The sequence below is a fragment of the Candidatus Poribacteria bacterium genome (assembly GCA_026706025.1).
Taxonomy (GTDB): Bacteria; Poribacteria; WGA-4E; order WGA-4E; family WGA-3G; genus WGA-3G.
Map to the genome: position 1 here is coordinate 74,795 of JAPOZO010000052.1, position 13,150 is coordinate 87,944.

The following is a 13,150-nucleotide window of genomic DNA, read 5'->3' on the forward strand; positions in this document are numbered from 1 at the left end:
ACAACCTAACGGTTTCCTATCCTACGGAAGAAGATACAATATCTGCACAGCCTAACAGGCTATGCTACTCCAAACAGAAGTAAAAGGAGGATTTTATTATGAACAGACGTAATCTGTTCATCGCTATCTGCGGTATTACCCTCGGCATCGCCGCGATTGCGATGTCGCAAACCTATTTTGAAGATAATTTTGATGACCCAAAGGAATCTGAGAAGAAATGGGTCGCTCTCTTTGGCGATTGGGAATTCAAGGCTGATGAATACCATCAACTCCAAAATTCACCCAACTGCATGAGTGTCGTCGCTGACGAATTCTGGGACGACGAGTGGAATGATTACACTTTTGAGGTGAGAGGGAGTAAAATCAGTGGTGCTGAAGGCTTCCTGATTATGTTCCGGTGCCAAGGCTTGATGCAGCCTCGTGGTCAAGCACTCGAAGATCATCCGCCGCGCATGGAGAAACTCAAACCTTCATTAGAGTACTGGTGGAACCTCGGCGGCTGGGGAAACACACGCTCACAGGTTGAATCTTGGGGTGGCAAAGGCGGTGCCAATAGCAATCACACTATCGACGAAAAAGAGTGGTATAGCATCAAGATCGTCAATGAACCGGGTAGTTACACGCTCTTCCTCAACGACGAAGAAGTCGCGAAGGTGGACGATGACACCGAGAATGGTGTCGGGAGAGTCGGGCTTGCAACCTGGAGCACCGTTGCGAAGTATGACGATGTTTTGGTTTATGGACCGGATGGTCCCTCGTTACCAGTTGACGCGAAAAGCAAACTTGCAACAACTTGGGCACATCTGAAATCCGCAAAATAGAGAAGGAGGATGCTATTATGAACAGACGCAACTTGTTCATTGCTATTTGTACAATTACGCTCAGTATCGCCGCGCTTGCGATGTCCCAAACCTATTTTGAGGATAATTTTGATGATCCAAAGGAATCTGAAAAGAAATGGGTCGCTCTCTTCGGAGAATGGGAATTCAAGGATGATGAATACCATCAACTTCAAAACGAACCCAACTCCATGAGCGTCGTCGCCGACGAATTTTGGGATGACAAATGGAATGATTACACTTTTGAAGTGAGAGGGAGTAAAATCAGTGGTGCCGAAGGCTTCCTGATTATGTTCCGGTGTCAAGGCTTGATGCAAGACCGCGGCCGAACGCTCGAAGACCATCCGCCACGCATGGCGAAACTCGAACCTTCACTGCAGTATTGGTGGAATCTTGGGGGTTGGGGCAACTCACGCTCACAGGTTGAATCTTGGGGTGGCAAAGGCGGTGCCAATAGCAATCACACCATCGAAGACGATGAATGGTATGATATCAAGATTATCAATACACCCGATAGTTACACGCTCATCATCAACGACGAAGAAGTCGCGAAAATGGACGATAACACCGAAGATGGTGTGGGTAGAATCGGGCTTGCAACGTGGAGCACCGTTGTGAAGTATGACGAGGTTTTGGTTTATGGACCGGATGGGCTCACGCCGGTTGATCCAAAAAGTAAGCTCGCAACGGCTTGGGCACATCTGAAATCCGTGAAGTAGATTTTAAATACTACTCATAACCTATAGCGCGAGGTCTCGCTGCCTCGCGCTACCTTTATGCAAAAAATTTCAAATGCAAAATTATTTTTCTCCCCCACGCATTGAATTTGGCGACGGTGCCATTCAAAATTTAGGCGAACATGTCAAGGCGTTTAATGGCAAAAAACCTCTTGTAGTAACCGATGCCGGTATTATTAACGCTGGTATTCTTGAGAAAGCGATAGAGGCACTGGACGCAACCGGTTTGACGCATGCCATTTATTCAGATATTGAACCGAATCCCACAGATATCAGCATCACACACGGTGTGGAAGTCTACAAAGCCGAAGCCTGTGATGTCGTCATCGCTGTCGGTGGTGGTAGTGTCATGGATGCTGCCAAAGCCGTCCGCCTCTTGACGACCCATGAACCGCCTTTAGAACCGTACTACGCTGATGTTGGCGGACTTGAACGGATTCGCGGTGATATGCCGCCACTGATATGTGTCCCGACAACGGCTGGGACCGGTAGTGAAGTTTCACAAGGCGCGATCATTACGGATACATCGTTCAATACAACCGATCGCTGGCGCAAGCGGGCAATTGTTACGCCGTTCAATATGTCGAACATAGCACTCCTGGATCCGGGGATAACACTCGGCATGCCACCGGCACTCACTGCTGCCACGGGTATGGACGCTATTACACATGGTATTGAGGCGTATGTTGCGACGAAGTACCACCCGATTGCTGAAGGGGTCGCATTGCAAGCACTCAAAATGTTGAGTGCAAATATCCAAAAAGTCTATCACGATGGTGGAGATGTAACGGCGCGAGGCGAAATGCTCTTGGGGTCATGCATGGCGGCGTTTTCATTCCAGAAAGGTCTCGGTGCTGTCCATTCTCTGGCGCACCAACTCTCCACGGATGCCCCAATCCCACACGGTGTAGCGAACGCGATACTTCTCCCACCTGTTATGGAATTTAACTTTTCCCACGCAACGGAGAAATACGCCGAGATCGCGCGTGCTTTGGGCATAGATACCAGCGGCATGGATAGCAGTGAAGCGGGGAATGCTGCTATTGATAAGATTCGGGCATTCAATATAGAATTAAAGATGCCGGTGGGTCTCGGAGCTGCTGGTTTAGATAAAGAGAAAATTCCAAAACTCGGCGCAGATGCAATGCTCGATCACTGTCACAAATTCAACCCGCGAGTCTGTACAGAAGAAGATATGGTTGCGTTATTTGAGGCAGCGTTTTAAGGAAAATCAATCGGCACAATCCACGCCTGTGTTAGTGCCGGTTTATACGCATTATCGCGCAGATAATCTGACGTTTGCCACAAGCAGAGATGCTCGCCATCTGGTGTCCAGACGACGGATGTCAATTTCATTTCCGTTCGGGCAATAGCAGCCTTCTTACGGCTTTCAAGGTCATAAACCCAAACTTTCCAGCGGATGCCTTCGCAGTCTTCTCGTTCCAGATATGCTAACTGTTTGCCTGTCGGTGACCAAGCAGGCGACGTGTGTTTCAATATCTGGGTCTGCGTCAATGCCGGTGCCGACGCTGATATGTGCAACTGCTTATCAATTCGCTGACCGGGACGATTGCTGCCGGATAGAACATAAGCCAACTGTGTCCCATCTGCCGACCAATTCAGGCGATGCACCTGTTGATGCTGTGTTTGAATCTCTTTTAAGCGTTCACCCTCTATATCTTGGATACGGATACCCACATATTTTGAGTTGTTCACACCAAAAGCGACACGTGTGCCATCAGGTGCCCAAGATGGAGCGGGAAGATAGGTGTAGGTGCGTTGTCGGCGTTCAATCGGCACACGCGCAATCGCACGTAAACCGCTGCCATCGCTATTGATACGGTAGATAACATCCATCTCCTTTTCGCGTCTTCTAAAGACCAGACGATTTGAGGTCGGCGCCCAAGCGGGACCTTCGCCACGAACTAACTGTTTAATCCGTCCGAACTGCCAATCCATTGTATAGATACGGCGTTCCCCCTCTTCGTCAACCTCAAATGCCAAGAGTCTGTTGTCCAATGACCAAGAGACATGCGGATTATAGAATTGCCCAGTCAGAAGTTTTCGTGCCTGTTCCCCTTTCCGATCCATAATCCACAATTCGTTCGCATGCCAATATCTACTGCCGACATCATTCCTTCTTAGGAATGCAATAAGTTCTCCATCCGGGCTCCAGCGAGGAAACTCCGCACCTTCAACCAATTCCATCCTACGCGGCGGGGCAGTTGGTAGACCCCGCTTACGACTAAAAGTTGTGTTGAACATGATACCGTCAGTCTCTTCAAATTCTCCAAAAGCAAACTTATCCATCCAGCCCCGGACACCGTTCGGAAGTTCAACCTCATACCAACCCTCCGAAGTTTGCACGATCGGCAAACGCACCCCGTCGTTGAGGTTTAACAACACAGAGGTGCCTTCTTTATTCGCGTAAACCGGTGCCGTGTCATGCACCACAACCCCCATCTCACGATTCCTGTTGGCGAGGTTTGCAACCTCACTTGCGTTGGTAAACGCATAGACGCTACCATCACCGGATGCAGCATAGAGGATACCGTCAGAGATAGCAGGTGCAGCTTCCACAAAACCTCCGAGCTGATACGTCCAAGTCTGTGTCTTTGATGCCATGTCAAAGGCGTGAAGTTGCCCGTCGCGTGCGCCAATATAGACGGTACCATTTGCTGTTACGGGATAACTTTCACTTCCTGCTGTCTCACCTCGCCATAACTTCGCATTGTGTTCCGGGGAGACCGGACGGAACACGCCATTTGCACATCCGTATTCAATACCACCGATCTGGATTGTCTTATCACGCCTTGCTTCAAGCGTCCCTGTCCTGGCATTCAGCACATAGATTGTTGACCGGAACGCGCCAACATAAACCCTGTTATCCGTCACAATCGGGGGCGCATCCATCCAATTTTTCGATTTGAATTCCCATAGTTTTTTACCTGTTTTTGCATCCAAGGCATAGACTTTGTTATTCCGCGCACTGAAGTAGACCCGATCTCCGAGCACCGCGGCAGAATAGCGGATAGCATCTCCCGCATCGAACACCCATTTAATACCCCACTGCTTCGCATCCAGTGCATACAACTTGCCATCGGTCGAGCCGATATATAGAATTCCATTTGCAATCACTGGGGAGGCATAGAGGGGACCCCCCGTCTTGAATTTCCACAGCAATTTCAGTGGCGGTGCGAGGCTTTTATCAGGGCTAATCCCAGAGAAGCCTAAATCGTACATGAATGTATGCCAATCTTCAGCACGCGGCGGCGTGACGGGTTCCGTCACTTCAGAGGACATCGGTTGCTGCCCCGCGGGTTGTTGTGACTGCTTATTTTCCTGTGAATCACATCCCCATACAAGCACGAGTAGGAGTAGGACTAAGACTTGTTTTGTATTCCAGAAACGCACATTGACCCTTTCGTTAAGAGTTTGGTCGGAAAATTGAGGCTATAGGAGAATCGTAGTTCGAGACTGTTAAAACATTTTATTATTTATTAGATTACCATATTATTGAGTAGCATGCAACTGAAATACTTTCTTGTGGGATTCTCACTGCAAAGCACTCTCGGTCGCGATAGCTCGGCGGGGTTTGATGGCGTTTATGGTGTTCGTTTTTTGAAGGAATTAAAATAAGAGGCAACAAACACAATAGTATTAAGCAGAACGGCACTGATTTTACGAGGACAACCTTCGGAAATCTGCCCAATTTACGAAAAATTTGAATTTGTGGCAAATCTGTGTTAAAATTTATGTTCTAAACCTTTACAATACAACACCAATTTAATCGCAAGCGGTACCCAAAATGAATAAATTATTAGGTGAAGTTGACCCACAGATCGTTGAGATCGCCGCCAAAGACCTAACACGCCAACAAGATTCCCTCATGTTAATCCCCTCGGAGAACTATGCCAGCCGTGCCGTTATGGAAGCTCAAAGCAGCATTCTCGCTAACAAATATGCTGAGGGCTATCCGGGTGAGCGTTACTATAACGGATGCCGGTATATGGACGATGTTGAATCCCTCGCGATTGAACGCGCGAAGGCTCTTTTCGGGGTTGAGCACGTCAACGTCCAACCGCACGCCGGTAGCCAAGCGAATATGGCAGCCTACCATGCGCTGCTTGAACCCGGTGATACGATTCTCGGCATGTCGCTCAGTCAAGGTGGGCATCTCACGCACGGTGCTAACGTCAACTTTTCAGGAAATCTTTACAATATAGCTGCTTATGGTGTAGATGCTGAGACCGAGCGTATTGACATGGAAGAAATCGCGCGGCTCGCAGAACAGCATCGTCCCAAACTCATCGTTGTTGGCGCGACAGCCTATCCCCGGCACTTTGACTTTGCGGCGTGGCGACAGGTTGCCGATGCCGTAGGCGCGTATCTCCTTGCAGATATAGCACATATTGCAGGACTCATCGCAGGCGGCGTTCATCCAGATCCCGTTCCTTATGCCGATGTGATTACGACAACAACACACAAAACCTTACGCGGGCCTCGCGGGGCAATGATTATGTGTAAAGCCGAGTATGCAGACAAGATTGACCGTGCTGTATTTCCCGGTTTACAAGGCGGTCCCTTCCTCCATACGATTGCTGCCAGAGCCGTTGCATTCAAAGAGGCAAGCGAACCCGACTTTAAAATATATCAAGCGCAGATTGTTAAAAATGCCAAGGCACTTGCCGCGCGGTTAATCGAAAACGGGTTCCGACTGGTGAGCGGCGGAACTGACAATCATCTCATGCTGATGGATCTCACCACGAAATATGAGAAATTGAGTGGACGACAAGCCGCCGATCACTTAGAAGATGCTGGGATTATTGTAAACAAAAATACAATTCCGTTCGACAAAAGGAAACCGAGAACGACAAGCGGTTTACGTATCGGTACTCCGATGATTACAACGCGCGGCATGAAAGAGGATGATATGGTTCAAGTCGCCGATTTTATTACAGAGACGCTTGAGAACAGGCAGAAAGCCGCCATCAAACGCCAGGTGCGGGCGAAAGTCAAGGAACTCTGCACACAATTCCCGATTTATGAATATTTAGAGTAGTTATCGGTTGTCAGTTTTCAGAGGAATAGTTGTCAGTCATCAGACCGCTTCGCTTTCAGTTTTCAGTCAAGAGGGTCCGCGTAGCAGCTACAATGAACTGGACTGCCATAGGTGATTAACTGACGACTCTCACTGCGAGGCAAACTGAAAACTAACAACTATGAATTACGAAGCGGCACTCGCCTATATTGAAGCGTTTATTGACTATGAAAGAAGCCCTGATTTTTCACGACAGGCGCGGCTCTACAATCTTAACCGAATTTCTCTGTTGCTGAAACGACTCGGCAATCCACACGATAAATTGCGGGTTATCCACATTGCGGGTAGCAAAGGGAAAGGTTCTACCGCCGCACTCGTTGCCTCTGCTCTTACACACGCTGGCTATAAAACCGGTTTGTTTACATCGCCGCATCTCATTACGCCCCGAGAACGATGCCGTATTGATGGGGAGCCAATTTCAGAGGCAGACGTTGGTTTCTATATTGATAGGATGAAACCTACGATCGAAACCGTTTCCGCTTCCGAATTCGGACGTGTCTCGTTTTTTGAAATATACACCGCGCTCGCTTTTACCTATTTTGCCGACAAAGCGACTGATTTCGCTGTTATTGAAGTCGGCTTAGGTGGGAGACTTGATGCAACTAACGTTGTTAAACCCGTCGCGACTGTTATCACGCCGATTGGTTTAGAGCATACGGCAATATTAGGGGAAACATACAGCGAGATAGCAGCTGAGAAAGCGGAGATCATCAAAGACGGATGTCCGCTCGCACTCGCGCCACAACATCCGGAAGCGCGGGCGGTGTTTGAAAAAGTTGCAAATGAACGGAACGCATTGATTGTTGAAACTAAAATCCATGACGCAGCTTCCCAACTCGTCGAGAATGTCGATGGTTTACCTGTCGCACAACGATTTGATGTGGAAACAGATTTTGAAAGTTATTCACAACTCACAATACCGCTACTTGGGCACCATCAGTTTGTGAATGCAACAACTGCTATCGCAGCGATTGAATGCCTGAAACAGAAAGGATATACAATTCCGAAAAATAGTATTTATGCCGGATTCAAGAATGTGCAATGGCACGGACGCATCCAACGGATTATGTCTGCCCCACTTGTCGTATTGGATGGTGCGCATTCCGCTGTCTCAATGGAGGCACTCTGCTTGACGCTCCGTGAGAGTTTTCGTTACACTCGGGCGATTTTTATCGTTAGTTTAATGAAAGATAAAAACCTTAAAGCAATTGGGGATATTGTCTCTAAAACCGCAGACACCGTGATTGCGACGCAAGTTTCTGAGAATCCGCGTGTGATGGCGGCTGAAGCAATACAGGCTGTATGGTCTGGTACGTGTCAGAAAATTACAATATGCCCAAAGCCAGAAAAAGCAATCGCCAGGGCGTTAGCATCCGCATCGCCGACGGACCTGATCTGCATTACGGGTTCACTCTACCTTGTCGGTCAGGCACTTAAAATATTTAAATCAAATTTTTCAGCGAAAGATCGTATTGGAATTCCTCTTTCTTAGCGAAAGATCGTAAGTCCGTAATGAAGCAGATCGCTTATGGGGTTTTTGCTTGGGGCTTCTTCAAGTACGCCGCAAAATGGAGGGCGGCTCTACGGAAAGGAACTCCAATGCTCAAACCCACTTTATTGAACCGCAAGGAAAATTAAAAAAGAAAAAGAGAGGTTTTAAATGCGTGATATCACTTGCAAAAGATGGTGGCTAAATTGGAAGTCATTTCTAATAGTCCTACCGCTTCTAAATTTAGCCACCGAAGCTTTTGCCCAAACAACTCCTCGTCCAGATGTACCGCCAGCATGGTGGATTGCCCCTATTGGTGCCCTCATCGCTTTGGGATTTGCTTACCACTTTTACCGTGCCGTGATGAAGCAAGACGAGGGCAATGAAACAATGCGAGACATAGCGCAATCCGTGCGCGAGGGCGCGATGGCATATCTCAGGCAACAATACAAAGTGGTAGGTATCGTCTTTGTTGTCCTTTGTCTGATCTTCATCTTCATGGCTTTCGTCCTCAAAGCCCAAAATGAAGTTATTCCCTTCGCTTTCCTCACAGGGGGTTTTTTCTCAGGCCTCTGCGGTTTCCTCGGCATGAAAACCGCGACCAACGCCTCTGCCCGCACCACAAGCGCGGCTATGCAAGGACTCAACGCCGGTTTGAAGGTCTCGTTCCGTGCCGGGGCGGTCATGGGATTGATAGTCGTCGGATTCGCACTGCTTGATATTACCGGATGGTTCCTCATTCTCTACTACCTCTTCCCCAAGATATTACCCGGATTCTTAGAAGTGAACCCGCTGCCCCAGATTACTGTGATTATGCTCAGTTTCGGTATGGGTGCTTCAACACAAGCCCTCTTCGCCCGCGTTGGTGGCGGTATCTATACAAAAGCAGCGGATGTCGGGGCAGACCTCGTCGGAAAAGTTGAAGCCGGAATTCCAGAGGATGACCCGCGCAATCCGGCTGTTATCGCAGATAATGTTGGGGACAACGTCGGTGATGTTGCAGGCATGGGGGCGGATCTCTACGAATCTTATGCGGGTTCAATTCTCGCGACCGCTGCCCTCGGTGTCGCTGCGGTTGCTGCGAAAGATCACGATAACCTTGTGGACCAGCTTAAATATCTCTCAGCACCGATGATTATCGCTGGCATCGGCGTGATCCTCTCTATTTTGGGTATCTACATGGTCCGAACAAAAGAGGGTGCGACCATGAAACAGTTGATGGGTTCCCTTAACTTCGGGATTAACGGTAGTGCTTTCGGCATCGCCATCTTGTCGCTCCCTGTGCTTATCTACCTCGATCTCCCGAACAAGTGGCAGGTGTGGGGCGCAATCATCGCTGGGCTTGTAGCAGGCTTGATTATCGGCAAAGTCACCGAAATCTTTACCTCTCACGATTACAAACCGACACGTGCAATCGCTAAGCAGGCGCAAACCGGCCCCGCAACTGTAATTATTGAAGGTATTGCTGTCGGTATGGAATCAACGGCGATTCCAGTCATAACGATTGTTGCTGCGGTCGCTGTCAGCTACTATCTTCCGGGTGGCGCAACCGAACCGCTGATGGGACTTTACGGTGTCGGTATCGCTGCTGTCGGTATGCTGGCGACGCTCGGTATAACCCTTGCCACAGATGCTTACGGACCCATCGCAGACAACGCCGGTGGGAACGCTGAAATGGCAAAACTCGATGAAAGTGTCCGAGAACGCACGGATCAATTAGACGCGCTCGGGAATACGACCGCCGCAACCGGTAAGGGGTTTGCAATCGGTTCAGCCGCGCTAACAGCACTCGCACTCCTTGCCGCCTATTTGGAAGAAATCCGGTACGGTTTGATTCACCTGGCAGGTAAGGACACCCTGGATATCGAAGGCGAGGGCACGGTTGAGACGTTGAAGGTTAGCGTCAGCCAATTTATGGATTACTACGATGTCACGCTGATGAACCCGCAAGTGCTCATCGGATTGTTCATCGGGGCAGTGATGGCGTTTTATTTTTGTGCATTGACGATGAAAGCCGTCGGACGTGCCGCCGGTGCTATGGTGGCAGAAGTCCGTCGCCAGTTTCGTGAAAAACCGGGCATTATGAAAGGCGAAGAGAAACCGGATTACGCACGGTGTGTTGAAATCTCTACCGTTGGCGCGCAACGGGAGATGATTTTCCCGTCGCTTATCGCTATCGTTGTGCCTGTGCTTGTCGGCTTGATTTTTGATGTCGGTGGCGTGTTAGGATTGCTGGCGGGCGGCTTAGCAACCGGTTTCGTCCTCGCAATTATGATGGCAAATGCCGGAGGCGCGTGGGACAACGCCAAAAAGTTTATTGAAGAGGGTAGACACAAGGACGAATATGGTGAAAAAGGCTCCGACGAGCACAAAGCGACTATTGTCGGTGATACCGTCGGAGACCCCTTCAAAGATACTTCCGGGCCCTCGCTTAACATCCTAATTAAGTTGATGTCTATGGTGTCTGTCGTGTTTGCCGGACTCATAGCGAAATACGGTGGTGTGCTTAGCAGTTGGCTCGGTATATAGCCGCGCAACTATTAAGGACTTGGTGCATCAAAATGGACGTAAACATGAAACCAAAAAACGTCATTGTATATACCTTGAGTATATTTGTCTTCTGCATAGGGTGTCAGCAGTTAAATGACCAGATGAAGACGGGCTCCGATGATGCCGTATCTGTTTCTGTAGATGACGTTAATCCAGACGAAATATTCTATACAGGGACTGTTTTCGTTGGTGATGCAGGAGATAGGTTCGGAACCGACGCATATACCTTAAATTCTGCTACTATCACAGGTGATACGCTAAATATCAGTGTATCCTACAGTGGTGGGTGCCAAGAACATCAATTGACACTTGTTGTTTCGGATGCATTCCTTGAATCGTTCCCGGTTCAACTCCATGTTTCCCTTGCACACAATGCTAACGAGGATGCATGCGAAGCATGGCTAACTGATAACTATCACTTCGATCTTACGCCTATCAAAACCATGTATCAGGAAGCTTACCAACAGGAAGCAGGCACGATCGTTTTACGCCTCAAAGACGCGCCAGACGGAGAACTTATTTACGAATTTACCATGTAGTTGCTATTTTTATTTTCGGCGTTGTAGGGAAACGGATTCCCTTGTCGCCACCTTCCGCTTGTTGCTAATTTGTAGGAGAATAAAAGAAATGTCCAATAAATTGAAACCCCGAAGTTATGCGATTACCGATGGACCTGACCGCGCCGCCGCTCGGACAATGCTCATGTTCGGCGATGGCGGGCTTTCACCTGAAGACCTTGACAAACCGATTATCGGGGTTGCCAATACGTGGATCGAGATCGGTCCTTGTAACTTCCACCTAAGAAGACTTGCCGCTAAAGTTAAAGAAGGCATCCGCGCCGCAGGTGGCACACCGCTTGAATTCAATACCGTTAGCATCTCTGATGGCATCACCATGGGCACCGAAGGTATGAAAACCTCGCTGATTAGCCGAGAGATCATCGCTGATTCGATCGAGTTGGTCTCCATCGGCAACATGTTTGATGCTGTCGTCGCACTCTGTGGCTGCGATAAGACCGTTCCGGGTACCGTCATGGCACTGGCGCGGTTAGACATCCCATCTCTTACGCTTTACGGCGGTTCGATTATGCCGGGCAACTTTCAAGGACGCGATGTCACGATCCAAGATGTATTTGAAGCGGTCGGACAGCACGCTGAAGGCACAATAACCGTTGAAGAACTTGACGACCTGATTAGCAAAGGGTGTCCCGGTCCCGGGGCATGCGGCGGACAGTTTACTGCCAATACCATGGCAACAGCCGTTGAAATGTTAGGCATCGCGCCGATGGGAAGTGGGAGTGTCCCCGCTGTCGTAGAAGAAAAGGACAACGAGGCATACAAAGCCGGACAACTCGTCATGGACATGCTCGCCGCTGACCGACGACCGAGTCAAATTATTACCCGTAAGTCGCTTGAGAATGCAATTACTTCTGTCGCCGCGACCGGTGGTTCTACCAACGGCGTTCTACATCTCCTTGCTATCGCACACGAAGCGCAGGTCCCGATAACAATTGAAGATTTCCACACCATTAGTCAAAGAACGCCCGTATTAGCAGACCTTAAACCGGGCGGGCAGTTTGTCGCCAACGATCTCTATGAAGCCGGGGGCATCCCGTTCTTAGCAAAACGCATGGCAGAGGCAGGTCTACTCCATACCGACGAACTCACTGTCACAGGTCAAACCATCGGTCAGGAGGCAGGCGCAGCCACTGAAACCGACGGACAACAGGTCGTCAGATCCGTGGATGCCCCGCTCAAACCGACCGGTGGCTTTGCCATTTTGAGAGGTAATCTCGCACCAGATGGGTGTGTTATCAAGTTAGCCGGACAAGACAAAACCCTTCACCGTGGTCCCGCACGTATCTTTGAACGTGAAGAGGATACCTTCGCTGCCATTAAAGGCGGAGAGATCAAACCCGGTGATGTTGTCGTTATCCGTTATGAAGGACCCACCGGTGGTCCTGGCATGCGTGAGATGTTAGGCGTAACTGCAGCACTCGTTGGTGCCGGTTTGAGTGAAGATGTCGCACTTTTAACCGACGGTAGATTCTCCGGCGCGACGCACGGTTTCATGATCTGCCATGTCGCTCCTGAAGCAGCGAAAGGCGGTCCCATTGCCATCCTCCAAGAAAGCGACGAAATCGTCATTGACGCAAAGGAAAGACGACTCGACGTTCAACTCTCCGACGCTGAAATCCAAGCACGCTTTGAGGAATGGACACCCCCTGAACCGCGTTATGCCCGTGGGGTCATGGCGAAATATGCGAACTCTGTATCTTCTGCCTCCGAAGGTGCTGTGACTGGATAAAGCCCTTTTCCATTTCTACTTGTAGGGCAGGCCCGAGTGCCTGCCTCTTTTCTTTTAGTCAGGTATGTACAGTTAACCTTGTCTTCTCTGACAATTGAATGCTTCTGATCGAATTGGAAAAAACCTT

General features: G+C 49.3%; 9 protein-coding genes. 8 read left to right on the top strand and 1 reads right to left on the bottom strand.

What is annotated here, in order from left to right; all coding sequences use genetic code 11:
- Positions 1-98: 98 nt before the first annotated feature.
- The 3 genes from OXH00_11270 to OXH00_11280 all read left to right on the top strand — a co-directional run bounded on the left by OXH00_11270 (position 99) and on the right by OXH00_11280 (position 2,801).
- Positions 99-821: a hypothetical protein gene (locus OXH00_11270; GenBank protein MCY3741592.1), complete on the top strand. Its 723-nt coding sequence runs from the start codon at positions 99-101 to the stop codon at positions 819-821.
- 17 nt (positions 822-838) lie between these two features.
- Positions 839-1,558 carry a DUF1080 domain-containing protein gene (locus tag OXH00_11275; protein ID MCY3741593.1) on the top strand — a complete coding sequence of 240 codons (720 nt, stop codon included), beginning with the start codon at positions 839-841 and terminating at the stop codon, positions 1,556-1,558.
- Between the two features lie 73 nt (positions 1,559-1,631).
- Entirely contained in the window at positions 1,632-2,801 is a 1,170-nt protein-coding gene (locus tag OXH00_11280) for an iron-containing alcohol dehydrogenase (GenBank protein MCY3741594.1), read from the top strand.
- Here the strand turns inward: OXH00_11280 and OXH00_11285 are convergent.
- Complete coding sequence (locus OXH00_11285; protein MCY3741595.1) at positions 2,798-4,990, bottom strand: PQQ-binding-like beta-propeller repeat protein; 2,193 nt, start codon at positions 4,988-4,990, stop codon at positions 2,798-2,800. The two genes, OXH00_11280 and OXH00_11285, sit on opposite strands and share 4 nt — an antisense overlap.
- A gap of 394 nt (positions 4,991-5,384) precedes the next feature.
- Here OXH00_11285 and OXH00_11290 point away from each other — a divergent pair, with 394 nt between their 5' ends.
- The 5 genes from OXH00_11290 (at position 5,385) to ilvD (ending at position 13,023) form a co-directional block, all read left to right on the top strand.
- Positions 5,385-6,638 (top strand): serine hydroxymethyltransferase, encoded by a 1,254-nt coding sequence (locus tag OXH00_11290; protein MCY3741596.1) that lies wholly within the window; start codon positions 5,385-5,387, stop codon positions 6,636-6,638.
- 160 nt (positions 6,639-6,798) lie between these two features.
- The gene (locus tag OXH00_11295; protein ID MCY3741597.1) at positions 6,799-8,169 is read left to right on the top strand and encodes a bifunctional folylpolyglutamate synthase/dihydrofolate synthase; all 1,371 of its coding nucleotides are present in this window, start codon (positions 6,799-6,801) and stop codon (positions 8,167-8,169) included.
- Positions 8,170-8,337: 168 nt separating this feature from the next.
- Positions 8,338-10,695 (top strand): sodium-translocating pyrophosphatase, encoded by a 2,358-nt coding sequence (locus tag OXH00_11300; protein MCY3741598.1) that lies wholly within the window; start codon positions 8,338-8,340, stop codon positions 10,693-10,695.
- A 44-nt stretch (positions 10,696-10,739) separates the two neighbouring features.
- Positions 10,740-11,255: a hypothetical protein gene (locus tag OXH00_11305; GenBank protein MCY3741599.1), complete on the top strand. Its 516-nt coding sequence runs from the start codon at positions 10,740-10,742 to the stop codon at positions 11,253-11,255.
- Between the two features lie 88 nt (positions 11,256-11,343).
- Positions 11,344-13,023, top strand: coding sequence for a dihydroxy-acid dehydratase (gene ilvD, locus OXH00_11310; GenBank protein ID MCY3741600.1), 1,680 nt, complete (start codon positions 11,344-11,346; stop codon positions 13,021-13,023).
- Positions 13,024-13,150: the final 127 nt, after the last annotated feature.

What these genes read in the sequence shown, in the direction of transcription:
- ilvD (MCY3741600.1), top strand. Translation starts at nt 11,344, where the DNA reads ATGTCCAATAAATTGAAACCCCGAAGTTATGCGATTACCGATGGACCT.
- OXH00_11280 (MCY3741594.1), top strand. Translation starts at nt 1,632, where the DNA reads ATGCAAAATTATTTTTCTCCCCCACGCATTGAATTTGGCGACGGTGCC.
- OXH00_11270 (MCY3741592.1), top strand. Translation starts at nt 99, where the DNA reads ATGAACAGACGTAATCTGTTCATCGCTATCTGCGGTATTACCCTCGGC.
- OXH00_11305 (MCY3741599.1), top strand. Translation starts at nt 10,740, where the DNA reads ATGAAACCAAAAAACGTCATTGTATATACCTTGAGTATATTTGTCTTC.
- OXH00_11275 (MCY3741593.1), top strand. Translation starts at nt 839, where the DNA reads ATGAACAGACGCAACTTGTTCATTGCTATTTGTACAATTACGCTCAGT.
- OXH00_11290 (MCY3741596.1), top strand. Translation starts at nt 5,385, where the DNA reads ATGAATAAATTATTAGGTGAAGTTGACCCACAGATCGTTGAGATCGCC.
- OXH00_11300 (MCY3741598.1), top strand. Translation starts at nt 8,338, where the DNA reads ATGCGTGATATCACTTGCAAAAGATGGTGGCTAAATTGGAAGTCATTT.
- OXH00_11295 (MCY3741597.1), top strand. Translation starts at nt 6,799, where the DNA reads ATGAATTACGAAGCGGCACTCGCCTATATTGAAGCGTTTATTGACTAT.